This is a genomic window from Paraburkholderia sp. EG286A, from assembly GCF_040965375.1.
In the GTDB taxonomy this organism is placed as follows: domain Bacteria; phylum Pseudomonadota; class Gammaproteobacteria; order Burkholderiales; family Burkholderiaceae; genus Paraburkholderia.
This window is the reverse complement of record NZ_JBFRCB010000002.1, coordinates 893,236-916,064: the sequence shown is the minus strand read 5'-3', so window position 1 is coordinate 916,064 and position 22,829 is coordinate 893,236. Positions and strand designations below refer to the sequence as shown.

At 65.2% G+C, this 22,829-nt stretch carries 19 protein-coding genes; 7 read left to right on the top strand and 12 right to left on the bottom strand.

The window, feature by feature from the left end; all coding sequences use genetic code 11:
- The first annotated feature begins 32 nt into the window (after window positions 1-32).
- Complete coding sequence (locus AB4Y35_RS10775; RefSeq protein WP_368704371.1) at window positions 33-1,649, top strand: TIGR01244 family sulfur transferase; 1,617 nt, start codon at window positions 33-35, stop codon at window positions 1,647-1,649.
- A 27-nt stretch (window positions 1,650-1,676) separates the two neighbouring features.
- Here the strand turns inward: AB4Y35_RS10775 and AB4Y35_RS10770 are convergent, their stop codons facing one another.
- Together AB4Y35_RS10770 and rarD are read right to left on the bottom strand one after the other, a co-directional pair.
- Window positions 1,677-2,057: a DUF5594 family protein gene (locus AB4Y35_RS10770; protein WP_368704370.1), complete on the bottom strand. Its 381-nt coding sequence runs from the start codon at window positions 2,055-2,057 to the stop codon at window positions 1,677-1,679.
- A gap of 169 nt (window positions 2,058-2,226) precedes the next feature.
- Window positions 2,227-3,114, bottom strand: a complete 888-nt coding sequence (gene rarD, locus AB4Y35_RS10765) for an EamA family transporter RarD (RefSeq protein WP_368704369.1) — start codon at window positions 3,112-3,114, stop codon at window positions 2,227-2,229.
- Window positions 3,115-3,438: 324 nt separating this feature from the next.
- On the opposite strand from rarD, the gene AB4Y35_RS10760 reads away from it, so the two are divergent.
- Window positions 3,439-4,227 (top strand): sulfite exporter TauE/SafE family protein, encoded by a 789-nt coding sequence (locus AB4Y35_RS10760; RefSeq protein ID WP_368704368.1) that lies wholly within the window; start codon window positions 3,439-3,441, stop codon window positions 4,225-4,227.
- A gap of 36 nt (window positions 4,228-4,263) precedes the next feature.
- On the opposite strand, the gene AB4Y35_RS10755 is transcribed toward AB4Y35_RS10760, so the two are convergent.
- Both AB4Y35_RS10755 and AB4Y35_RS10750 read right to left on the bottom strand, forming a co-directional pair.
- Entirely contained in the window at window positions 4,264-4,524 is a 261-nt protein-coding gene (locus tag AB4Y35_RS10755; protein ID WP_069267822.1) for a hypothetical protein, read from the bottom strand.
- 345 nt (window positions 4,525-4,869) lie between these two features.
- Window positions 4,870-5,223 carry a BON domain-containing protein gene (locus AB4Y35_RS10750; RefSeq protein ID WP_368704367.1) on the bottom strand — a complete coding sequence of 118 codons (354 nt, stop codon included), beginning with the start codon at window positions 5,221-5,223 and terminating at the stop codon, window positions 4,870-4,872.
- 570 nt (window positions 5,224-5,793) lie between these two features.
- Here AB4Y35_RS10750 and AB4Y35_RS10745 point away from each other — a divergent pair.
- From AB4Y35_RS10745 to AB4Y35_RS10735, 3 genes are all read left to right on the top strand, one after another.
- Entirely contained in the window at window positions 5,794-7,293 is a 1,500-nt protein-coding gene (locus tag AB4Y35_RS10745) for a TAXI family TRAP transporter solute-binding subunit (RefSeq protein WP_368704366.1), read from the top strand.
- Window positions 7,294-7,372: 79 nt separating this feature from the next.
- The gene (locus AB4Y35_RS10740) at window positions 7,373-8,026 is read left to right on the top strand and encodes a 2-hydroxychromene-2-carboxylate isomerase (RefSeq protein WP_133182603.1); all 654 of its coding nucleotides are present in this window, start codon (window positions 7,373-7,375) and stop codon (window positions 8,024-8,026) included.
- 159 nt (window positions 8,027-8,185) lie between these two features.
- The gene (locus tag AB4Y35_RS10735) at window positions 8,186-9,196 is read left to right on the top strand and encodes a LysR family transcriptional regulator (protein WP_368704365.1); all 1,011 of its coding nucleotides are present in this window, start codon (window positions 8,186-8,188) and stop codon (window positions 9,194-9,196) included.
- A gap of 72 nt (window positions 9,197-9,268) precedes the next feature.
- Here the strand turns inward: AB4Y35_RS10735 and xdhC are convergent, their stop codons facing one another.
- Genes xdhC through xdhA form a run of 3 tightly spaced genes read right to left on the bottom strand, consistent with a single transcriptional unit; the run spans window position 9,269 to window position 13,801 of the window.
- A complete protein-coding gene (gene xdhC, locus AB4Y35_RS10730) occupies window positions 9,269-9,859 on the bottom strand; it encodes a xanthine dehydrogenase accessory protein XdhC (RefSeq protein WP_368704364.1) in 591 nt (196 codons plus the stop codon).
- Window positions 9,856-12,222, bottom strand: a complete 2,367-nt coding sequence (gene xdhB, locus AB4Y35_RS10725) for a xanthine dehydrogenase molybdopterin binding subunit (RefSeq protein WP_133182597.1) — start codon at window positions 12,220-12,222, stop codon at window positions 9,856-9,858. The genes xdhC and xdhB overlap by 4 nt, the downstream gene beginning before the upstream one ends.
- 40 nt (window positions 12,223-12,262) lie before the next feature.
- Window positions 12,263-13,801: a xanthine dehydrogenase small subunit gene (gene xdhA, locus AB4Y35_RS10720; RefSeq protein ID WP_368704363.1), complete on the bottom strand. Its 1,539-nt coding sequence runs from the start codon at window positions 13,799-13,801 to the stop codon at window positions 12,263-12,265.
- A gap of 475 nt (window positions 13,802-14,276) precedes the next feature.
- Between xdhA and AB4Y35_RS10715 the strand changes: the two genes are divergently transcribed.
- Window positions 14,277-15,485, top strand: a complete 1,209-nt coding sequence (locus tag AB4Y35_RS10715) for an MFS transporter (RefSeq protein WP_368704362.1) — start codon at window positions 14,277-14,279, stop codon at window positions 15,483-15,485.
- A 568-nt stretch (window positions 15,486-16,053) separates the two neighbouring features.
- Here AB4Y35_RS10715 and AB4Y35_RS10710 read toward each other — a convergent pair.
- The 3 genes from AB4Y35_RS10710 to AB4Y35_RS10700 are packed head-to-tail and all read right to left on the bottom strand — an operon-like array spanning window position 16,054 to window position 18,102.
- Complete coding sequence (locus AB4Y35_RS10710) at window positions 16,054-16,668, bottom strand: hypothetical protein (RefSeq protein WP_368704361.1); 615 nt, start codon at window positions 16,666-16,668, stop codon at window positions 16,054-16,056.
- Window positions 16,669-16,716: 48 nt separating this feature from the next.
- Complete coding sequence (locus AB4Y35_RS10705) at window positions 16,717-17,502, bottom strand: molybdopterin-dependent oxidoreductase (protein WP_368704360.1); 786 nt, start codon at window positions 17,500-17,502, stop codon at window positions 16,717-16,719.
- 6 nt (window positions 17,503-17,508) lie between these two features.
- A complete protein-coding gene (locus tag AB4Y35_RS10700; RefSeq protein WP_368704359.1) occupies window positions 17,509-18,102 on the bottom strand; it encodes a cytochrome b/b6 domain-containing protein in 594 nt (197 codons plus the stop codon).
- A 429-nt stretch (window positions 18,103-18,531) separates the two neighbouring features.
- Between AB4Y35_RS10700 and AB4Y35_RS10695 the strand changes: the two genes are divergently transcribed.
- The gene (locus AB4Y35_RS10695; RefSeq protein WP_368704358.1) at window positions 18,532-19,191 is read left to right on the top strand and encodes a YceI family protein; all 660 of its coding nucleotides are present in this window, start codon (window positions 18,532-18,534) and stop codon (window positions 19,189-19,191) included.
- A 149-nt stretch (window positions 19,192-19,340) separates the two neighbouring features.
- Here the strand turns inward: AB4Y35_RS10695 and AB4Y35_RS10690 are convergent, their stop codons facing one another.
- A complete protein-coding gene (locus tag AB4Y35_RS10690; RefSeq protein WP_368704357.1) occupies window positions 19,341-21,002 on the bottom strand; it encodes a bifunctional aspartate transaminase/aspartate 4-decarboxylase in 1,662 nt (553 codons plus the stop codon).
- 71 nt (window positions 21,003-21,073) lie between these two features.
- Window positions 21,074-22,759: an aspartate-alanine antiporter gene (gene aspT / locus AB4Y35_RS10685; protein ID WP_368704356.1), complete on the bottom strand. Its 1,686-nt coding sequence runs from the start codon at window positions 22,757-22,759 to the stop codon at window positions 21,074-21,076.
- Window positions 22,760-22,829: the final 70 nt, after the last annotated feature.

Below are 22,829 nucleotides of genomic sequence, written 5' to 3'. Positions count from 1 at the left end.
CTACGCCGCACCAGCCTCGGGACCAAAATTACATGCAAATCACGCCACACGATGCGCGCTTCGCTAGCGCCGACCAGATCACGCCCGACGACCTCGCCGCCATCCAGGCGGCGGGCTATCGCTCGATCATCTGCAACCGGCCCGATGGCGAAGGCGGCGACTCGCAACCCACGTCGCAGGCACTGCGCGCCGCGGCTTCGCAGCTCGGTCTGCAGTTCGCGTATCTGCCGGTGAAGCCCGGCCAAATCACCGCCGAAGACGCTGCGCGCTTCGCCGAGTTGCTGGTCGATCTGCCCGGCCCCGTGCTCGCGTACTGTCGCAGTGGCAACCGCGCCACGAGCCTCTATCGGCTCGCGCAGCAAGGCGTGCCCACCCAGGCCGCGCAAACCGCTAACGCCGCGCGCGCCGCGACGGCGGCCTGCACGTGGGAGGGCGAAACCTGGGACGTCGTTGTGATCGGCGGCGGCACGGCGGGCATCGCCGTCACCGCGAGCCTGTTGCGCCGCGAGCCGAACCTGAAGATCGCCATCGTGGAGCCGAGCGATCACCATGACTATCAGCCCGCGTGGACGCTGGTCGGCGGCGGCGCATACGACGTGACGAAGACGCGCCGCCCCATGGCGAGCGTCATGCCTGCGGGCGTGAAGTGGTTCCGCGCAGCCGCCACGCGCGTCGAGCCGGACGCGAACGTCGTGCAGCTCGACAGCGGCGTGCGCGTGGCCTACCGCCAGCTCATCGTGGCGCCGGGACTGCGGCTCGCGTGGGAGCGCATTGCGGGCCTCACGGAAACGCTCGGCAAGAACGGCGTGACCTCGAACTATCGCTACGACCTCGCGCCCTACACCTGGCAGCTCGTGCAGCAGATGAAGGGCGGCACCGCGCTCTTCAGCCAGCCCGGCATGCCGATCAAGTGCGCGGGCGCGCCGCAAAAAGCCATGTACCTCGCGTGCGACCACTGGCAGCGCCAGGGTGTGCTCGGCCAGGTCAATGTGGAGTTCAATCTCGCGGGCGCCGTGCTGTTCGGCGTGGCGACCTTCGTGCCGCCGCTCATGGAGTACGTGAAGCGCTACAACGCGAACCTTGCGTTCTCCTCGAATCTCGTGGCCGTGGACGGCCCGGCGCGTATCGCCACCTTCGAAGTGAAGGATGCGAACGGCAACGTTACGCGTGTGGAGAAGCGCTTCGACATGCTGCATGCCGTGCCGCCGCAGGTCGCGCCCGACTTCATCCGCGACAGCCAGCTCGCCGATGAAGCCGGCTGGTGCGAGGTGGATCACGCCACGCTCCAGCATCCGCGCTATCCGAACGTGTTCTCACTCGGTGACGTGTGCTCCGCGCCGAACGCCAAGACCGGCGCGGCCGCGCGCAAGCAGGCCGTGATCGTGGCCGAGAACCTGCTCGCCGCGCGTGCGGGAGCCCCACTGGCGTATCGCTATGACGGTTACGGCTCGTGCCCGCTCACCGTGGAGAAGGGTAAGGTCGTGCTGGCCGAGTTCGGTTATGGCGGGCGTCTCTTGCCCACCTTCCCGCTCGACCCCACGCGGCCGCGCCGCCTCATGTGGCTGCTCAAGGCGAGCGTGCTGCCGAGCTTCTACTGGTGGGGCATGCTCAAGGGCCGCGAGTGGCTCACGCGGGCTGCACGCGGTTGATGAAACTCGAGGGCCAAGGCGGCGCGCTTAGCCCTCGAAATCGAGCCCGCCTAGCAGCACTTCGGGCTCGCCTTGCGTGCGCGAAGCGAAATCGACAGAGCGCGCCGACTCCCATGACGCGAGCTTGCGCCCGGTCGCTTCGAGGTAGTGCTCGAAGCGCGTTTCGCCGCCGGGCTCCATGAGACGCTCGATCTCCTCGGTGTCCCAGGTCAGCGAGACATTCAGCGGGTAGACATACGGATGCCGGTGCTCGCTCGCGACGCCGCGCAGGCGCACGCGCGTGGGATGGCCATGCCCGGCGTTGGGCACGACATCGACATGCACCGAAGGGCCGAACTGTTTCGCCAGCTTCGCCGCAATGCGCGGTGCGAATTCTGCCTCGAACCGGCGAACGGCTTCGATACTCATGCGCGGGGCACTCCACGGGGGATTGACTGAGGGTTAAGGCACTGCGGATCGCGACCGCACCGCGCAAAGGACACGCGATTCACCACGATCGTGCAGCGCATCGTCCTGGCATCCTACCGCGCCGCCGGCAGGTCAGCCAATGCCCGACAGCGCACCGCCGCTAGCGCCCTCACGCCGCCCGGCGCTCGCGCGCGGCCACGAGGCTGCGCACGCCTTCGAGCGAATACACGCCGAGCGCGACCCAGATCGCGCCGTAACCCACGGCGCGCACCGCGCCGAACGGCTCCCCGTAGATCAGCACGCCCGTGAGCAACTGCAGCGTGGGCGTGACGTACTGGATCAGACCGAGCATCGACAGCGGAATGCGCCGCGCGGCCGCGCCGAAGAGAAGCAGCGGGACCGCTGTGATCGGGCCTGAGGCCGCGAGCAGCAATTGCAGAGCGCGAGAGGCATGCGTGAAGTGGCTCTCGCCCGCGAGACCCACGATCGTCAGATAAACGACCGCAACGGGAAAGAGCAGCACGGTTTCGAGCGCGAGGCCTTCGAGCGCGCCGAGCTGCGCGGTTTTGCGCAAAAGGCCGTAGCCGCCGAAGGTCACGGCGAGCGCGAGGCTGATCCAGGGCGGCGCGCCGTTCTGCCAGGTGAGCCAGACTACTCCCGCGGTGGCCAGCACCACGGCGGCCCATTGCAGTGGGCGCAGGCGCTCGCGCAGGAACGCATAGCCGAACAGCACGTTGATGAGCGGATTGATGAAGTAGCCAAGGCTCGCCTCGACGATGTGCCCGGCATTGACGGCCCAGATATAGATGCCCCAGTTGGCCGAGAGCAGCACGGCGCTCGCCACGAAGCGCCCGAGCAGGCGGCGGTCGCGCAGCGTGGGCCCAAACCAGCGCCAGTGTCGGCGTACGACGAGCACGGCGATCACGAACACGAGCGACCATGCCATGCGGTGCGCGAGCATTTCGAGCGCGGGGATCTGGTGCAGCGTCTTGAAGTAGATGGGGAAGAGCCCCCAGAGAACGAATGCAGCGAACGCGTAGAGGATGCCGGGATTCATGTCGGGTTCTGGTTATGGCGGCGCCAGTCCTTCGCGGCGCTGTTCGGCACGCGCCTGTGCGTGAAGGCATGCGCAAGGCACGTGAAGTTGCGAACCGGCATCTGGCCCGCATCCTGCCAGTGGAACGAAGCCAAGGTAATTGAAAGCAAGGCGCCGCGCGCCTGATTTCGCTTAACCCTGCGCCAAGCCGCCGGTTTTGCGACAATAGCGGATTTTCGCCGCCAGCCCTGGCCGTTGTCCAGCCTGACGCGCCGCTTACGGCGCGCGCTGTTCCCAACGCGGCAGGCAATGGCGTAGCCCCCTGAACCGGCCTCCTCGCGCGCGATGTCCTTCCCCCATATCGATCTGCTGTATTCGCTGTCCGGCCTGTTCGTCGGATTTCTGGTCGGCCTGACCGGCGTGGGTGGCGGCTCGCTGATGACGCCGATCCTGGTCCTCGTCTTCAACGTGCATCCGGCCACGGCAGTCGGCACCGACCTGCTATACGCTGCGGCGACCAAGTCCGCAGGCACGCTCGTGCACGGGCTCAAGGGTTCGGTGGACTGGCGCGTGACGCTGCGGCTGGCAGCCGGCAGCGTGCCCGCCGCGACGATCACGCTGATCCTGCTGCACCGCTACGGCATGGACACGCCGCGCGCGGGGCATCTGATCCAGGCCGTGCTGGGCGTGGCGCTCCTCATTACGGCCGTGGCGCTCATTTTCCGCCCGCAGCTCGCCGCGTTCGCCTCGCGCCACCGCCATGGGCCGGGCGAAGCGCGCACGCTCTTTTTCACGATTCTCACGGGTGCGGTGCTCGGCGTGCTCGTCTCGCTCACCTCGGTAGGCGCGGGCGCCATCGGCGTGACGGTGCTGCTGCTGCTCTACCCGGCGCTGCCCACGGTGCGCATCGTCGGCTCCGATGTCGCGCACGCCGTGCCGCTCACGCTCCTCGCGGGCGCCGGCCACTGGCTGCTCGGCTCGATCGACTGGCACATGCTGCTTTCGCTCTTGTGCGGCTCGCTGCCAGGGATCGCGATCGGCAGCATGCTCTCCTCAAAAGCGCCCGAAAAGCTGCTGCGCGTGCTGCTCGCCGCGACGCTCACGCTCGTGGGCGTACGCCTCGTGCTCTCCTGAACGCCGCGCACGTCGTGCGCCGCGCGCCTCAAGCGCTTACGCGTGGGGCGCCTGCCGGAAAAATCTCCCGTTGAGATCGACCTCGAACTGGCGCAGCCATTGGCCGCGAGCATCGATGCGATAAGCCTGCGCCCAGGCGCCGCGCCGCACGATCAGCATGTCGCCATGTTCCGGGTCGTTGGGATCGGCTTCGCCGCGAATGTCGAACTGCATGGGCGCAAAGCCGTGCCGCGCACAGGCCAGCTCGAAGGCCGCCCGGTCGACGAGCGGCAAGTCGGTGTAGGTATGAATGGTCATGGCGATTTCCTGCTTTCCAGCGATGAGGCCGCGCTCGACCTCGGGAAAGACGCGCGATACCCACGGTATACCCCCAACGGCGGGAAGACTGTGTGTCAAACTACACTTTGGCGGCTGCACTGCAACATGACGAAGCCGCATGCGGGGAGCGATCCACGCAGCCGGTTCACGCGCGACGCGTACAAGCCGACGGCTTCGAGTGACAACAGCCCCCAAACACACGCCAAACGTGTACTTGCCAGTCATACGCGCATAAAAAAAGCCCGGCCTGTAGAGGCCGGGCTTTTTTGCCGCTTGTTGCGATCGCCTGCAGCCGACGCCCCGTTTCCAGGGCGTGTGCAGCGCTTATTGCTGCACTCGGACCGTCAGCTTGTTCGTCACCGACGTCACCCCCGTCACGCCTTGCGCGACCTCGCCAGCCTTGTCGATCTGGCCCTGATCCGGCACCGTGCCGGTCAGCGTGATCGCGCCGCCGTGCGAGCGTACATTGAGCTTCGAAACGTCGAGGCCCTGGGTCTTCGAGAGCGCCTTGCGCACGGTGTAGCCCAGCTTGCGGTCGGCCTTCTTGGCCGACGTCGCCGGAGCGGCCGTCGTAGCCGCGGGTGCGCTCGCCGAGTTGTCCTGCGCGTACGAGGCGCTGCAAGCCACCGACAGGCACAGTGCCACGCCCAGCGTCTTCAGAATAGCGACCGATTTCATGTTTTCTCCTTGTGTCTTCGCGTTGTTGCGGGTTGTTGTCTGGAATAAGACCGCCTGCCTTGCCGGCGAACGGCTCGAAGGCCGCCCGTCAGCCATGGTCTGACGGCTGTTACCACTACCGATGGCAGCGCACAGCGCGCAACGCGCGCGTACACGGCCAGGGTCTGGACGCGATTCGAGAGGCAAAAGGATGAAAGGACGTCGAATTACACCCGCCGGAACAGGTCTGCGCCCGTTTCCTGTTGTTATGAATTGATGCTCGCGCGAGCCCGCTCGTTCAACTTCTCCACCACTCCCGGGCCCCGGCGCGCTTTGCGAAGCGCAGCAGGCGAACCACAATTTAGCCTGGCTGTGGCGCAAGCGCAAAGAGTTTAGCTTAAGGGCATGCGGCATGCGCTTAAGCTGTTCCGCGAGGCACGCGGGCATGCCGCCGCAACGCCGAATCTCATGTACCATCGGCACCACAGAGCCCGCGCGGCGCGCGCGCCTGAGCCGACCCGGCGCCAGCGCCGGTCCCGACGCGGACCCGACCCGCACTCCCCCGAACTACCCGAGGCCCGCCCCACCCCGATGAAGTCCCGCACCGGCCGCAAACCTCCTCCCCGTCTCGTCGCGCGCTTCGTGGCGATCTCGTGGCGCGACCTGGCTGTCACGTTCGGTCCCATCCTGCTCGTGAGCGCGGCGGCCATCTGGCTCGCAGTGCGCCTCATCCAGCCCGCGCCGCCCAACACGCTCACCATGAGCGCGGGGCCCAAGGGCAGCACCTTCTGGAACGCCGCGGAAAAGTACAAGGCCATCCTCGCGCGCAACAACATCACGCTCAACGTGCTCGAATCGGAGGGCTCGGCGCAGAACCTGCAGCGTCTCGCCGACCCGAAGTCGAACGTCGACGTCGCGTTCGTGCAGGACGGCCTCGCGAGCAAGGTGCCAGGCGGCCTCGTCTCGCTCGGCAGCGTGGCTTACGTGCCGCTCGTGGTCTTCTATCACGGCCCCGTCGCCACGCGGCTCTCGCAGTTCGAAGGCCAGCGCATCGCCATCGGCGCCGAGGGCAGCGGCACGCGCGAGCTTGCGCTCACGCTGCTCAAGGCGAACGGCATCGAGCCCGGCGGCCCGACCAAGCTTTTGCCGCTTTCCGGCGACGACGCCGCGCGCGAACTCGTGGCAGGCAAGATCGACGTCGCGATTCTCGCGGGCGACTCGGCGCAGCCGCCCGTCATGGGACGCCTCATGCGCATGCCGGGCGTGCGCTTCTTCGACTTTGTCCAGGCCGACGCCTACGCGCGGCGCTTTCCGTTCCTCACGGCCATCACGATCCCGATGGGCGCGTTCGACTTCGGCCGCAACCTGCCGGCAGCTCCCCTGCATTTCATCGCGCCCACGGCGGAACTGGTCGCGCGCGACTCGCTGCATCCCGCGCTTTCCGATCTGCTGATCGAAGCGGCCAAGGAAGTGCACGGGCGCTCCACGTTGCTGCAGCGTGCGGGCGAATTCCCCGCGCCGCGCGCCCAGGACTTCCCGATCAGCGCCGACGCCGCGCGCTACTACAAGTCGGGCAAGAGCTTCCTCTACCGCGTGCTGCCCTTCTGGGTGGCGAGCCTCGCCGACCGGCTCGTGGTGCTGCTCGTGCCGATCATCGTCGTGCTGATTCCGGGCCTGCGGATCGTGCCTTCGCTCTACGCCTGGCGGGTAAAATCGCGGATCTACCGCTGGTACGGCTCGCTCATCGCACTCGAGCGCGCCGCGATGGCCGACAACTCGCCCACCGAGCGCCGGGCGCTGATCCGCCAGCTCGACAAGATCGAGGAATCGGTGAACGGCATGAAAATGCCGCTCGCCTACGCGGAGCAGTTCTACGTGCTGCGCGAGCATATCGGCTTCGTGCGTGCGCGCCTGACCGGGACGCGCGAAGCGCCGGACGCAAGCGTTGGGGCTGAAGAAGAGCAGACAACGGAAAGCGCCGAAGAAGCAGAGGCGCCGGAAGACGGTAGCAACGAGGCAGGCACAGCGGGTACAGAGGCGAGCCATGCAAACGAAAGCGGCAGCAATGAAACAGGCGAGCGCACGCATTAGCGCCGCTGCACGCATTTTGAACCGAACAATGGGCCATGCAAGCAATGGCCCGGATATCGCCCTGGAGAGGAGAAACAGCATGATCGACGGCATCGACGCCAGCCAGCCGGCCTGGTTCTACGACTTCGTGTCGCCGTTTTCGTATCTGTTGCTGGAACAGCAGGACAAGTGGCCCGGCTTCGACTTCGTGCCGACGCCCGTGCTGCTTTCCGAGCTATACCGCCACTGGGGCCAGCCGCTCAGCGCCGCGGTCCCCGCCAAGCGGATCTTCACCTACCGGCACGCGCTCTTTCGCGCCGAGCAACTCGGCATTCCGTTCAAGATGCCGCCCGCACACCCGTTCGACTCGGTCAGGCCGATGCTGCTCGCCATCGCGGCGGGCGGCGACTTCGCGTGCGTGCGCGAGATTTTCCGCTTCATCTGGCGCGAGGGGCGAGACCCGTCGAGCGACGAGGGCTTCGAGCAGCTTTGCGAGCGCGTGGGCATTGCGCACGGCGAGTCGCTGATCGAGGAAGAAGCCGTGCGCGCGCAGTTGCGCCGCAATACCAACGACGCGATCGCGATGGGCGTATTCGGCGTGCCGACGTTCTGGATGAACAAGCAGCTCTTCTGGGGCGAGGACGCCTTGCCGATGGTGCTCTACTGCGCACGCAGCCCGAACTGGCTCGACTCGCGCGAGGTCAAGCGCATCACCACGCTGCCTTCGGGGCTCGCGAAGCCGGTTACGGAGTGACGGGCAGCGCGCCGCGGAACCATCCAACGCGTGCCCTTCTGATGCCGGTCATGCCTCGCGCCCTATGGCGGTGGCGCGCGAGCAGGCATATGGTTATGGGTGAATCCGTGCGCGCAACGATGTGCTTCATCGCGCACGCGCCCTTGCCCGCCACACCCCATGGACGACGATAACGCCCTCACCCTCGACATCTGGCTGGTGCGCGTGCTGCGCACGCTGCTGGTCGAGCGCAGCGTCACGCAGGCCGCGCTGCGCCTGAACCAGACCCAGCCCGCCATCAGCACGGCGCTGCGCCGGCTGCGCGAGATTCTGGGCGATCCGATCCTCGTGCGCGGCAAGGCCGGCATGGTGCCGACCGAGTACGGCGAATCGCTGTTGCAGCACGCGCAACGCGTGCTGCGCGACGTGGAGTTCGTGGCCACGCCGCACGGCGACTTCGACCCGGAGCGCTCGAAGCGCACGTTCCGCCTCGCCGCACCCGACTATCTCAACGACTTCTTCATGCCGACGCTGATCGCGCGCTTTCGCGAGACGGCGCCGGCGGCGCGGCTGGAAATCCTCTCGCTCTCGCCCACGCTCGATCATCACGGCGCGCTCGACGCAGGCGAACTCGACATCGTGATCGGCAACTGGCCGAAGCCCGAGGCGCGTTTTGCGCGCAGCGACCTCTTCTCGGACAAGGTTGTCTGCATGATGCGCGCGGACCATCCGCTGGCGCGCCGCGAACTCACGCGCGAGGCGTATCTCGCCGCGCCCCATCTCGCGCCCACGCCTTATACGGGCTCGCATGCGAGCGCGATCGATCTGGGGTTTGCGAAGGCGAAGGCCGAACGCCGCATCGTCGCGACGCTGCCCTACTTCGGGCTCGTGCCGCAGGTCTTGCTGCAATCGGATCTGATCTTCACGACGACACGTCGCTTCGCGCAGCATTACGCGAGGCTCATGCCCATTGCCGTCGTCGAGACGCCGTTCGCGTTTCCGCGCATTCACTGCTATCAGATGTGGCATCCGCAGCCGGACAGGCCAAGCGATCTGGGATGGCTGCGCGGGTTGATCGAAGAGGTGTCGGGGACGTTGACCGCCGAGCGCGGCACGAAGCGCGCCGGGGCGAGAAAGACCGCGAGCGCGGCCAGCGAAGCGACGCCCACACCGCCGCTCGAAGCGGCCTGAAATTGCGCAAAGCTAACGCAAACGGGCGCCCTCATCATCGAGGCGCCCGTTTCGCTTGTGCGGCTAGTGGAATCAGGCGCGCTCGAGCGCGACCGTTCTCACCACCGCCGGGCGCTGCGCCACCCGCATCTGCATGAGTTGCGCGGCGACCGCCACCGCGATCGACGAAGGCGCCTTGTCGACGATCCCTGTCACGCCGATCGGGCACGTCATCTCATCCATGCGCTCGCTTTCCACGCCACGCTCCATGAGCCGCCGCTCGAACTTCACGCGCTTCGTTTTCGAGCCGATGAGACCGAACCACGCGAAATCGCGCCGCCGCATGATGCGCTCGCTCAGCTCGAAGTCGAGCGCGTGATTGTGCGTCATCACGAGGAAGTACGCGCCCGCCGGTGCTTCGTCGACGATGGCCGCCGGCGTGTCCGTCGCTTCGATCTGCACGTTGGCGGGCACCTCGTCGGGGAACAGCTCGTCGCGCTCGTCCACCCACTGCACGACGCACGGCAGCATGCCGAGCAGCGTGACGAGCGCGTGGCCAACGTGGCCCGCGCCGAACAGCACGATGTGCATGGGCCCGTAGTGCGGCACCGGCGTGCTGCGACGGCCGATGATCACGCGTCCGGTTTCGTCGACGCGCACGCAATGTTCAGGATGACGATTCATTTCGCAGCCCCCTCGCGCGCCATCGTCCGCACCGCGCGCACGCCCTTCAGGATTTCCTCGGCGGTGGCCGGCGCATTCATCGGCGGATTGAAGCGGTAGTCGGCCACGCTCGCCACGGCGTCGCGAATCGCGAAAAACACCGAGAACGGCAGCAACAGCGGCGGCTCGCCCACGGCCTTCGAGCGGTGGATGCTGTCTTCCGCATTGCGGTTCTTGAAGAGCCGCACGTTGAATTCCGGAGGCGTGTCGTTCACGGTCGGGATCTTGTAGGTGGACGGCGCGTGCGTCATGAGCTTGCCGTCCGGCTTCCACCACAGTTCTTCCGTGGTGAGCCAGCCCATGCCCTGGATGAAGCCGCCTTCCACCTGGCCCACGTCGAGCGCCGGGTTCAGCGATGCGCCCACGTCATGCAGCGCGTCGGCGCGCAGCACGCGCATTTCGCCCGTGAGCGTGTCGATCACGACTTCCGAAACCGCCGCGCCATACGAGTAGTAGTAGAACGGCCGCCCGCGCAGCGTGGCCTGATCCCAGTACAACTTGGGCGTGGCGTAGAAACCATCGGACCAGAGCTGGACGCGCGCGAGATAGGCCTTCGACACCAGCGTCTCGAACGGCACGATCGTCTCGCCCACGATCACCGAGTCGTTGGCAAAGCGCACGTCGGCGGCGTTGATTTCGCCCTTGCCGTACGTCGTGGCCGCCAGCGCCGCGAGGCGTTCGCGCAGCTGGCGCGCGGCGTCCTGTGCCGCCTTGCCGTTCAGGTCGGCGCCAGTCGAAGCGGCCGTGGCGGAGGTGTTCGCGACCTTGCTCGTGTCCGTGGCGCTCACCCGCACGCGGTCGAACTCGATGCCCAGTTCATGCGCCACCACCTGCGCGACCTTCGTATTCAGGCCCTGGCCCATTTCGGTGCCACCGTGGTTCACGAGCACCGAGCCGTCTGTGTAGATGTGAACGAGCGCGCCCGCCTGGTTGAAGTGCGTGACGTTGAACGCGATGCCGAACTTGACCGGCGTGAGCGCGATGCCCTTCTTGAGCACGTCGTTGTTCGCGTTGAATTCGCGAATCGCGGCGCGCCGCGCGCGATAGCCGCTCGTTTCCACCAGTTCGTCGATCAGCTCGTGAATGACGTTGTCCTCCACAACCTGGCCATAGGGCGTCTCGTTGTTCTGCGTCTTGCCGTAGAGATTGCGGCGGCGCACGTCGAGCGAATCGAGACCGAGCGAGCGCGCCACATCGTCCATGATGTACTCGATCGCGAACGCGCCCTGCGGGCCGCCGAAGCCGCGGAACGCCGTGTTCGACTGCGTGTTGGTCTTGCCGCAGAAACCGGCGATCGACACATCGGGCAGCCAGTAGGCGTTGTCGAAGTGGCAAACGGCGCGCGTCATCACCGGGCCGGACAGATCCGCGGAAAAACCGCAGCGCGAAGTCATGTCAACCGACACGCCTTCAATCGTGCCCTCGTCGTCGTAGCCCACTTCGTACGTGTAGTGGAAATCGTGGCGCTTGCCCGTGACCATCATGTCGTCGTCGCGGTCGGGGCGCAGCTTCACGGGGCACAGGAGCTTCCAGGCGGCGAGCGCCGCGCAGCAGGCGAAGAGGCCCGACTGCGATTCCTTGCCGCCGAAGCCGCCGCCCATGCGGCGGCATTCCACGAGCACGTTGTGCGAGGCGACGCCCAGCACATGCGCAACGAGGTGCTGCATTTCGCTCGGGTGCTGCGTGGAGCACCACACGTGCATGCCATCGTCGTCCTTCGGCACCGCGTAGGCAATCTGGCCTTCGAGGTAGAACTGCTCCTGGCCGCCCAGCAGCATTTCGCCTTCATGGCGATGCGCGGCGCGTGCCGCGCGCGTGGACGCCTCGCCGCGCGCGAGCTTCATCGGCGGCAGCACTGACTGCTGAGCGGCGCGCGCCTGCTGCGCCGTGAGCACGGCGGGCAGCTCTTCGTACTGCACTTCGGCGCGGCGGGCGGCGAGGCGCGCCGTGTCGTGGGACGTCGCCACCACGATGAACATGGGCTGGCCCACATACTGCACGAGGCCGTCGGCAAGCACCGGATCGTCGTGGATGATCGGGCCGCAGTCGTTCACGCCGGGAATGTCCTCGGCCGTGAGCACCGCCACGACGCCCGGCGTCGCGCGCACTTTTGCGAGGTTCATCGACACGATGCGGGCGTGCGGCTTCTGCGAAAGCCCGAGTGCGGCGTGCAGCGTGCCGGCCATGACGGGAATGTCGTCGGTATAGGTGGCGCGGCCGCTCACGTGCAGATGCGCGGATTCGTGGGGCCGCGAGACGTGCACTTGCGCAAAGGGCTCGCGCGCCTTGAGTTCGTCCAGGAACGGTTCGGCTTGCTGGTTCATTGTTTCGTTCTCCGTATGTCTTTTCCGGTTCCTGAATGTCTCAAGCGGTTTCTGCGGCTACATTGCGCACATTGAGCGCTTGCGGCGCAAGCGGGTTATGCGGGCGCGTTTCGAGCCAGAAACGGTACAGCGTGTTCTTCGCGGCTTCGAGGCGGTAGTCGCTCGTCGCGCGCATGTCGGACAGCGGCGCGTAGTCGTTGCCGAGCGCGATCATCGCGGCCTGCGCCGTGGCTTCGTGCCATTGCGCATCGGCGAGCACGCCTTCCGCGTGAGTCGCGCGCTTCGGCGTCGCGGCCATGCCGCCAAACGCAATGCGCGGCTCGCGGATCACGTCGCCATCGGCGATATAGGCGTAGGCGGCGCACACGGCCGAGATGTCCGAGTCGAAGCGCTTCGAGATCTTGTAGGTACGAAAACGCAGATTCGCTCGCGCGCCGGTGCGCGTGGGCACCTTGAGCGCGAGCACGAACTCGTGCTCGGCCATGTCCTTCTTCTGGTAGGCAAGATAGAGATCTTCGAGCGGCATTTCGCGCTCGGTCTCGCCGCCACGCAGCACCACGCGCGCGCCGAGCGCGATGAGCCCGGGCATCGAGTCGCCGATGGGCGAACCGTTCGCGACGTTGCCGCCGATCGTGCCCGCGTTGCGAATCGGCAGCGAGGCGAAGCGCTGCCACATCTCTTCGAGTTCCGGGTAATGCTTTGCGAGTTCCGCGTAACCGCGCTCGACGCTCACGCCTGCGCCGATCTCGATCCACGCGTCGCTCACGTCGATGCGGCGCATCGCGTCGACCTGGCCCACGTAGACGATGTCGCCAAGCTCGCGCATCTGCTTCGTGACCCACAGGCCGATGTCGGTGCTGCCCGCGAGAATGCGCGTGTTGGGGCGCGCGGCCTTGATGGCGGCGAGCGCGTCGACGGTGCGCGGCGCGTCGTACTGCTGACCGCGGCTCTCGTAGTGGAAGGTGTCCGTGCGTTCGAGCGTGGCAAGCGTCTGTGCGAGCGCCGTCACGTCGATGGGCTGCTTCGGCGCATCGGCCTTGAACATCTGCTCGGCGGCGTCGAGGATCGGCCGGTAGCCTGTGCAGCGGCACAGGTTGCCCGTAAGCGCGTTGGCGATCTCGTCGCGCGAAGGCACGCTGCACGCGCCCTTGGCCGCACAGGCGTGGTTGGGCTGGCCGGCATGTTCGTGGCCATGCTTTTCGTAGAGCGCCCACATCGACATCACGAAGCCCGGCGTGCAAAAACCGCATTGCGAGCCGTGGCAGTCGACCATGGCCTGCTGCACGGGGTGCAGCGAGCCGTCGGGCTGGCGCAGGTCTTCGACGGTGAAAAGCGCCTTGCCGTCGAGCGTCGGCAGGAACTGGATGCAGGCGTTGACGGCCTTGAAGCTCACGCCGCCCGCCTCGTTGCGCTCCCCCACCACGACCGTGCAGGCGCCGCAGTCGCCTTCGGCGCAGCCTTCCTTGGTGCCGGTGCAGCGCGCGTCTTCGCGCAGATACTGGAGAACGGTGCGGGTGACGCCCGCGTCGCTGACTTCGCGAATCGCGTTGCGGTGGTAAAAGCGGATCGGCTGGCTCATGGTTTCTGGCTCGTCGTTGGCTGCGGCTCGCAAAAGGCGTGTGCCGCTCGAGTGGACGGTTCGAAAACTATCACTGCCAATATTGGCAACCCATAGCTAGAGGAGCATGGGGGATATATCGTTGAATCGATAAATCGGCGTGCTGCAGTGCGGCTGTGCTTATGTTGAAGCGTCTCGATTGCGCGATTTCACGGCCAATTTGTGAATATCAGACATATTCGACTGACCATTAACCCGTTCAAATGCCGATTTCTCCGCACGAACGGTCGGACCAGGGCGCCGCTGCACCGCGAATTGCCGCCAACGTCGCGCAAAATCGCGGGATCTTCGCGGCTGGGTTATCGGTCGCAAAAGGCCGTCATCAGCGCAGAAAACGCGTGTTCCGCCCGCCGGAACAGCTTTTCAATTTCTGCATAAAAACCGGTTCCATGGGAGAATCACGCCTTTCCCGCCGTTTTCCATCCGCATTTTCCCCATGTCCGCTGATTTGGCGCCCCCGCGCAAAGCCGCGTCGACGACCCTGCAGATCATTCCGGTCGTCTTTTTCACCTTCCTCTGCTACCTGACGATCGGCATTCCGCTCGCCGTGCTGCCGGGCTACGTGCACAACGACCTCGGTTTCAGCACCGTGGTGGCGGGCGCCGCGATCAGCGTGCAGTACATCGCCACGCTCTGCTCGCGCGCGCTCGCGGGCCGCTCGGCGGATACGCTCGGCCCCAAGAAAACCGTGACGATCGGCCTGACGATCTGCGGCGCGAGCGGCGTGCTGCTGCTGCTCGGCACGCTCGTCGATCACTGGCCCGGCCTCTCGCTCGCGCTGCTGGTGGTGAGCCGCCTGTTGCTCGGTTGCGGCGAAAGCCTGTGCGGCACCGGCGCGATTCTCTGGGGCATCGGCCGCGTGGGCACTGCGCACAACGCGAAGGTGATCTCGTGGAACGGCATCGCCACCTACGGCGCACTCGCGATTGGCGCGCCGCTGGGCGTCGTGATGGCGCACGCCCTCGGCTACTGGATGCTCGGCATTTCGGTCATCGCGATGGCCGCGCTCGGCTTCTGGCTCGCGCGCCCCATCGCGCCGGTGCCGATCGTGCACGGCGAGCGCATGTCGTATCGCAGCGTGTTCACGCGCGTGCTGCCGCACGGCATTGGCCTCGCGCTCGGCTCGGCGGGCTTTGGCTCCATCGCGACCTTCATCACGCTGTTCTACGCCGCGCGCCATTGGCCCAACGCCGCGTTCACGCTCACGGTGTTCGGCCTGATGTTCATCGGCGCGCGCCTGTTGTTCGCCAACACCATCAAACGCTTTGGCGGCTTCCGCGTCGCCATCGTCTCGTTCTCCTGCGAATGCGCGGGCCTCTTGCTGCTGTGGCTCGCGCCCACGCCGCAAGTCGCGCTCGCGGGCGCGGCGCTCACCGGCTTCGGCTTCGCGCTCGTGTTCCCGGCGCTCGGCGTCGAGGCGGTCGGGCTCGTGCCGCCCGCGAGCCGCGGCGCGGCGCTTTCGGCCTACTCCGTGTTCCTCGACCTCTCGCTGGGCATTACCGGCCCGCTCGCCGGCTATGTGGCGAATCTGTTCGGGTATGGGTCGGTGTTTCTCTTCGCCGCCATTGCGGCGGCTTCCGCCGTGGCGCTTTCGGTTTCGCTTCATCGCAAGAGCGTGCGTGCGCATGCGGGACAAGGTACGTAACGCACGAGTAACGCAGACACCGCCGGGGGGAATAAGTCGTAAGCGTGCCGCGTTAGTTACTATGTCGATGCCTGCGTTCGCGATGAGCCGCGCGACGCGTCCGCAATGCACGCGCAGGTCGGCGTCGTCGGCAATAGCGCGGCTAACGCCTCGCCGGAAAGCCCTCCGCGGGACTTCCAGCGAGCTTCCCCAGGAGGAAATCATCATGAAGCGATTCAGGATGGTTCTTGCGTGTCTTATTTGCCTCGGAATGGCCGCGGTTTCCGGGTCCGTCGCCGCGAGCGGCGATATGAATCAAGGCGGCAACGGCGCGTCGAGCAGTTCAACCAACTCTTCAGGCGGTGGCTATTGAGCGCCGCACGCTGTATTGCGCGGTACGTCGCCGGGCTCTGCGCGATCCGCTGCGAATGCGGCCGGCGCGTATCTCGGTGAATCTCTCTGCGTTGGTGAATCTCCACGCAAACTTCGAGGCCCACAAGGCACGCCGGACCGGGTAGTTGTTCGCGTTCCGGTCCGGCGCGTGGATTGTGATTGCCCAGCAACTTCCGGGAAACCCGAACGCGCTCTCTTACATCGGGGGGACGACCCCGTTCTTTTCGACCACCACGCGCTGCGCGGAGTACGCACCCTGTGACGCGGATTTCGCGACCACGAACACTTGCTTGCCAGGCGCCAGATCGGCGCGCGCAGCCGGCACGAAGGTGACGATCGGTACATTGGGCGGTACCGTTACCTCATTGCTGCCGCCTTTGTACGACAGCTTCAGATTGCGGCCGTCCGTGCCCTGCACGACAGTATCGACATTCGCGTTGGTCATCGTGCTGTTCGGGCCGAGGTCCCACGCGTAGTGTCCCTCGCCCGTGCCGCGCGCGGCTTCCGGGAAGACCACAACTTCGGTCGCCGTCAGCTTGCCGTCAGTACCGGTTGTCGCAGCCGTGCCGACGAACGTACCCGGCTTGATGTCGGATAGCTGCATCGCCTTGACCGACGAGACAGGAACGTTGGCCGCGAGGTCGATCGACACCGTATCGCCACTGCGTCGATGGACCTTGAGAACATCGCCATCGAGAGAAACGACATTGCCGCGAATACGCACGGGCTTCGCGTCAGGCGTTTGCGCCAGCGCGCTGCCGGCAAGCGTCATTGCGGCAATGGTCGCTGCAACTTTGAGTCGAATGGTCATGAATGCTCCATGTAGCGGATATGCGTTGAGGAAAGAGTCGATTGCACTTCAGGAACCGCCGAACCAGTTATAGCCCTGGTTCTCCCAGTAACCGCCGGGATACTCGTTCGTCACCGTGATGGCAACGATATGCTTTGGATTCTTGTAGCCGAGTTTGGTCGGCATGCGCAGCTTCATCGGAAAGCCGTATTTCGGCGGCAGCACGTCCCCGTCATAGGTCAGCGTAAGCAACGTTTGCGCGTGCAACGCTGTTGGCATATCAATGCTGGTCCAGTAGTTATCGGCACAATGGAGCGCGACGTACTTCGCTGTCGTGTCGGCCCCGGCACGGCGGAGAAAATCAGAGAAACGCACACCGCCCCAGTGCCCAATGGCGCTCCAGCCCTCGATGCAAATATGGCGCGTGATCTGGCTTTCTTGTGGCAGCGCTCGTAGTTCGTCGAGGGTCCATATGCGTTTGCCGTTCGCACGTCCTCCCACTTGCAGCCGATAAGTCGCAGCGTCGACTTCCGGTACGTCGTCGATGTCATAGAACGCATTGAAAGGGAAAGGCCGTGTGATCATCGACTCCGGATACGTCGGTGCCATCTTGTTCGGATCGAACAGCAGCGCCTGCACGCGATCATTGAAGAACGACATCTTGCGCAGCATGGTATTCACCGACTTGTCGTTCGACAGATCGCAGCCCGAGAGCATCGCAATACCGCCGAGCGTGAGTATCTGTCTGCCGAGCAACCTGCGAGCGGGACTCTTCAATTCGCTGCGCGCGTCCTTGATGATCGAATCCGCGTTTGAAACGAGAAACGCATTGAGCGGCTTTTTGCGAGGGTTCATGTTCGATCACCGTCCGCGAAGCATCAGAAGCAGCGAGCGCGGCACAAGCGCGACCATGACGACATGCACCACGAAAAACACTACGAGGACGCTCATGGCGAAGAAGTGGACCACCCGTGCGTTGTCGTATCCACCCATGAGCGTTCTCAGCAGGGGAAACTGAACCGATTTCCAGATCGCCAGGCCGGAAAGGATCACAACTGCGATGTCGGCGATAACCACGACATACGCCAGTTTCTGAACGGCGTTGTAGCGCGCCAGATCTTCGTGTGCGAGCTTGCCGCGCAGCGCAGCGGCAAGATCCCGGCATAGCGTACCCAAACGGATCGGGAGCAGCTTTCTCCACAAGCGCCTTGAAAGGAGATTGAGGCACACGTAGACGAGATAATTCGCGACCAGCACCCACATGATCGCGAAATGCCACTGCAATGCGCCGCCCAGCCAGCCGCCCAAGGTCATGGTCGCGGGAAATTTCAGGCCGGCAAAGATAGGCGAGGCATCGTAAATCTGCCAGCCGCTTGTCACCATGAGCACGACCGCCACGGCGTTGATCCAGTGTGTCGTGCGGACCCAGAGAGGCTGAATGATCGTTCGGCTCATGTGCAGGCTTCGTGGAAGTTGTTCGGCTGCGATCGGATCTGGCCCGATCGTTCCGTGGTCGGCTCCTTGTTGGTGGGTAAACCCCGTACTCCCGTCCCTATTCCACCGCTGCCGAGAATTTTTTCCTTTCAGTTTTCCGACAGGGTGCGTCGTCGTCCGACACGAACGCCGACATCCCTTGAGCGCATCCTGCTTGCAAGCGCAGCGGAATAGAGGGAGCATGCGGAACGTTTCCCCGGTGTCCTCATTCCGTCACGAGGCCGTGGTGCTATCTGAACAGACGCTTTCCGCGTGAATGGGGCATGCTGGCAACCGGACTGTGGTCTAGCCATCAGTACGGCGGCGGCACATCTTTTGCGGGCGTCTGAGCACATGCGCTTGCTGCTCGCAGCGGGCGGCTCCCGCCCGGAAAAGTGGAGGTAAAAGAGCGTGCTGGATCGCAACCCCATCCGTTGGCGTGGCGCGACCCTGGTGCGTCTCAAACCCCACGCAAGCGCAATCGCGATGTTCGCCTGCACCGCCTTTGCAGCTGTCGGGGTCAGCGCGGACCCGATCGACACGTCCGCACCGCTGGCACAGTATCGGCTCGATCCGGCCCGTTCCGGTGTGACATTCGACGTCGCGAACGCCTGGCACTCGAATCTCACGATGCGCTTTAGCCGCATAGGTGCCGAGCTCGATGGATTCCAGGGCGAGGCTTCGGGCCGCGTCATGGTGACGATCGACGCGACAAGCCTCGAAGCGAACGCGCCGTTTGTCACCGGAATCGTCGAAAGCGGCAGCATGCTGGACGTGGCGCACTATCCGGCCATTCGCTTCGTCAGCACCCGTCTTGTGCGGATCGGTCCGTACAGCGGCCTTTTGACAGGCGACCTGACGATCCGCACGACGACTCGCCCCGTCACGCTCGATGTCACGTTCGACTCAGACTCGCACGATCCACCGGGCGATCCCCAGACGCTGGCCTTCTCCGCCGACGGCCATTTCAGCCGGGCAGCGTTCGGGCTGACGAAGTGGTCCTCCGCTGTCGGGGATGACGTGCACATGAGGATCCGTGCCGAATTTGTCAGGGAGCGTGCCGATCCGTGAATCGGTGGTCTGCTTACGGGTCGAACAGAGGACGGACGACCACGGAGATCTGCCAGGAACCATAAAAAAACCGCACCCGGCAAACCACGCCGGATGCGGCCCGGACTTCAGACAAACTGAGACGCGAGGCGCTTGCGCGCCGCCCGCGCTTACTTCTTCACGGCAGTCGGATCGAGGTTCTTGCCCGTGGCCTCGTTATAGCGCTGCACATATTCCTCCGTGAGCTTGCGCACCGCGCGGCCAATCTTGCGATAGTCCGACTCGTTGAGGTTCGCGAGCGACACGCGGCCCGACGGATGCGGCGTGCCGAAGCCCTTGCCCGGCAGCAACACGACGCGCGCTTCTTCCGCGAGACGGAACAGCAGTTCGTTGGGCTTGACCTGCTTGAGCAGCCAGTCGACGAATTCGCGCCCGAAGCGCTTCTCGCCCATGTATTCCATGTCGAGGATCGTGTAGTAGTCGACCTGATTCGGATCGCCCTCGCCGTAGGGCACGCCCATTTCCTCGAAGAGCGCGCGCTTGCGGTTGCGAATGAGGCGCTTGAGCGCGTTCTTGTACGCGTCGGGCGTATCCATGAGCGAGAACAGCGAGAACAGCACCATCTGCACCTGCTGCGGCGTCGAAAGGCCGGCCGTGTGGTTCAGCGCGACAGTGCGGCTGTCGGCCACCAGGCGGTCGATGAACTTGAGCTTGTCCGGCTCGGTGGTGATCGACTCGTAGCGCTTGTGCAGTTCCTTCTTCTCGTCCTTCGGCAACTTCGCGAGCGTATGGTCGAGCACGTTGTCGCGATGCGTGGCGATCGCACCCAGACGCCAGCCCGTCGCGCCGAAGTACTTTGAATAGGAGTACACGAGAATGGTGTTCTTCGGCGCAAGCGCGAAGAGCGAGACGAAGTTGTCGGCGAAAGTGCCGTACACGTCGTCGGTCAGCAGGATGAGGTCCGGACGTTCCTTGATGATCTCGGCGATGTACTCGAGGCTCGCGTCGTCGATCTTCACCGAAGGCGGGTTGCTCGGGTTCACGAGGAAGAACGCCTTGACCTTCGGGTCGCGCAGCTTGTCGAGTTCCTTCTTCGAGTACTGCCAGTTGTTCTCCACCGTGGCGTCCAGATGCACCACGTTGAGCTGGTAGTCGTTGAGTTCCGGAATCTCGATGTACGGCGTGAAGATCGGCATGCCGAGCGCGATGGTGTCGCCCGCCTTGATCAGGAAGTTCTCGCGCATCGTGTTGAAGATGTACGTCATCGCCGCCGTGCCGCCTTCCACGGCGAACACGTCGAACTCGCCGACGAACGGATGCTTGCCGATCATCTCGCGGCGCAGGTACTGCCCGACGATGATTTCGGAAAGCTTGAGCATGCGGTCCGGCACCGGGTAGTTACAGGCGAGGATGCCTTCGCACATCTCATAGAGGAAGTCGCCTCCAGAGAGACCTAGCTGGTCGCGCACGTACGACACCGCGCCCGCGAGGAAGTCGATGCCGGGCTGGCCCTTGTTCTCGCGCACGAACAGATCGAAACGCTCGACAATGCCTTCGCGATGCGGGAAGCCGCCCACGCCCTCGGGCATGTAGGCAAACGAGCGCTCCGACTCGCGCATGGCGAAGATGCCGAGTTGCCAGAAGCCGTGACGCGGAATCGTGGCGAGGAAGTTGGGGTTGCCGCGGCCCGCGTTGAGCATCGCGAGATTGGCCGGGCGCGCGGTCGCGCCGCCGCCGGCCGCCTTGATCAGTTCGTCCTTCAGTTCGAACGGGCTCAGTGCATCGAGACCCGACTTTTCTTTCGCGCCGCTACCCTTCGCTTTCGTTGCCATGGTGTTCTCCATTGGAAGACGTTGCGTGTGTCGCGCGCTTTTTTCCTCGCGCAGCACACGTTGAATGCATGTCATGCAAGACCGACGACGAGCGGCCCGAGCAGCGTGAGCAGCACGTTCGCGATCGCGTAGGTAATGGCGAACGGCACGGTGGGCACCGCGCTCTCCGCCTTGTCGAGAATGCCGCCGAAGGCCGGGTTCGCACTGCGCGCGCCGGACAGCGCACCCGCCAGAATGGCCGCGTTGTTGTACTTGAGGACGTAGCGGCCAAACAGCATCGTGAGAAAGAGCGGGACAAGCGTCACCACCGCGCCGAGCAGGAAGATGGTGAGGCCGCTCTGCTTGATCGTCACGACGGCCTGCAGGCCCGAGTTCAGCCCCACCACCGCGACGAACGCCGCAAGCCCGAAGTCCTTGAGCAGTTGCGAAGCCGCGGGCGGCATCACGCCGTACATGGGGTGCTTGCCGCGCATCCAGCCGAACACGAGACCCGCGAGCAGGCAGCCGCCGCCGGAGCCGAGCGTGAGCGGAATGCCGGCCACGTTCACCACGATCAGGCCCACCAGCAAGCCGAGCACGAGGCCCACGCCCATGTAGATGAAGTCGGTCTTGTTGCTGTACGCGAGTTCGTAGCCGGCAGCCTGCACGGCGCGCTTCGTATCCGTTGCCGTGCCGTAGATCGTCACCACGTCGCCGTGCTCGAGCTTCGTTTCAGCCAGCAGCGGCACGGGCTGGCCCACACGCTCGATTTTCTCGATGTACACGCCATGACGCAGATCGCGGTCCACGTTCTTGCGCACTTCCGCAATCGTCGTGTGGTTCATGCCCTTCTTCGTGAAGACGAGCTGGCGCGTTTGCATCACGAGGCTCATGCCGCCCGAGTCCGGCACTTCCGGCCCGATCAGCGCGCCCACTTCGACCATCTGCTCGCGGCGGCCCACCACCAGCACGATATCGTCCCGGCTCAGCACGAAGTCGGGCGTGGCGTCGAGCATCTTGCCGGCGCGGCGAATCTTCTCGACCGCCACGAAGTCGCTCTCGGCCAGCTCGATCTGCTTGACAGTTTTGCCTGTGGCCGCGTCGACCCGGAACACGCGCCCAAACAGCTCAGGCAGCGCCGTGATCTGTCCCGGGCCCGCGGCGGCGTCGCCCCCCGACATCTCGCGTTCGGCGTCTGCCGAGGCGTCCTTCAGGCTGCGGCCCATGAACTTCGGCAAGATGTTCACGCAGACGATGATCGCGCCGAGCGAGCCGAACACATAGGTGACCGCGTAGCCGATCGCGACGTCGGCCTGCATGGCCTTGACCTGGTCGGGCGGCAGCCCGAGGCGCGCGATCGCATCGCCGGCCGTGCCGATGATGGCCGACTGCGTCATGCCGCCCGCCGCGAGACCGGCCGCGAGGCCCTTGTTGAGGTGAAAGAGCTTCGCGCAAATCAGCACGGTGGCGAGACCCGCCAACGCCATGAACACCGCCATGGCGATTTCGCGCAGCGTCTTGCGGTTGAGCGAGTTGAAGAAGCCCGGGCCGGAGTCGTAGCCCACGGCATAGATGAAGACGGCGAACATCACCGACTTCACGCCGTTGTCGACGGTCACGCCCACCTGGCTCACGACGACGGCCGCGAGCAGCGAGCCGCCCACGCCGCCTAGCTGGAACTTGCCGAAGTTGATCTGGCCGATCCAGTAGCCCACCGCCAGAGAAAGAAATAGCGCGATTTCCGGGGATTTGTGAAAGATGTCATGCAACCATTCCATCGTGTCCTCGCTTTGGAAAGAATCCCCATTGCTGCCGGGGATGGCCGGCAATGGAACACCGCCGGCCAGA

Bases quoted from the DNA above. Each gene is read 5' to 3' on its own strand.
- AB4Y35_RS10690 (WP_368704357.1), bottom strand. From the start codon at position 21,002: ATGGCAACGAAAGCGAAGGGTAGCGGCGCGAAAGAAAAGTCGGGTCTC.
- AB4Y35_RS10770 (WP_368704370.1), bottom strand. From the start codon at position 2,057: ATGAGTATCGAAGCCGTTCGCCGGTTCGAGGCAGAATTCGCACCGCGC.
- xdhB (WP_133182597.1), bottom strand. From the start codon at position 12,222: ATGAACCAGCAAGCCGAACCGTTCCTGGACGAACTCAAGGCGCGCGAG.
- AB4Y35_RS10715 (WP_368704362.1), top strand. From the start codon at position 14,277: ATGTCCGCTGATTTGGCGCCCCCGCGCAAAGCCGCGTCGACGACCCTG.
- aspT (WP_368704356.1), bottom strand. From the start codon at position 22,759: ATGGAATGGTTGCATGACATCTTTCACAAATCCCCGGAAATCGCGCTA.
- xdhC (WP_368704364.1), bottom strand. From the start codon at position 9,859: ATGAATCGTCATCCTGAACATTGCGTGCGCGTCGACGAAACCGGACGC.
- AB4Y35_RS10700 (WP_368704359.1), bottom strand. From the start codon at position 18,102: ATGAGCCGAACGATCATTCAGCCTCTCTGGGTCCGCACGACACACTGG.
- xdhA (WP_368704363.1), bottom strand. From the start codon at position 13,801: ATGAGCCAGCCGATCCGCTTTTACCACCGCAACGCGATTCGCGAAGTC.
- AB4Y35_RS10760 (WP_368704368.1), top strand. From the start codon at position 3,439: ATGTCCTTCCCCCATATCGATCTGCTGTATTCGCTGTCCGGCCTGTTC.
- AB4Y35_RS10750 (WP_368704367.1), bottom strand. From the start codon at position 5,223: ATGAAATCGGTCGCTATTCTGAAGACGCTGGGCGTGGCACTGTGCCTG.
- AB4Y35_RS10710 (WP_368704361.1), bottom strand. From the start codon at position 16,668: ATGACCATTCGACTCAAAGTTGCAGCGACCATTGCCGCAATGACGCTT.
- AB4Y35_RS10705 (WP_368704360.1), bottom strand. From the start codon at position 17,502: ATGAACCCTCGCAAAAAGCCGCTCAATGCGTTTCTCGTTTCAAACGCG.
- AB4Y35_RS10740 (WP_133182603.1), top strand. From the start codon at position 7,373: ATGATCGACGGCATCGACGCCAGCCAGCCGGCCTGGTTCTACGACTTC.
- AB4Y35_RS10735 (WP_368704365.1), top strand. From the start codon at position 8,186: ATGGACGACGATAACGCCCTCACCCTCGACATCTGGCTGGTGCGCGTG.
- AB4Y35_RS10775 (WP_368704371.1), top strand. From the start codon at position 33: ATGCAAATCACGCCACACGATGCGCGCTTCGCTAGCGCCGACCAGATC.
- rarD (WP_368704369.1), bottom strand. From the start codon at position 3,114: ATGAATCCCGGCATCCTCTACGCGTTCGCTGCATTCGTTCTCTGGGGG.
- AB4Y35_RS10745 (WP_368704366.1), top strand. From the start codon at position 5,794: ATGAAGTCCCGCACCGGCCGCAAACCTCCTCCCCGTCTCGTCGCGCGC.
- AB4Y35_RS10755 (WP_069267822.1), bottom strand. From the start codon at position 4,524: ATGACCATTCATACCTACACCGACTTGCCGCTCGTCGACCGGGCGGCC.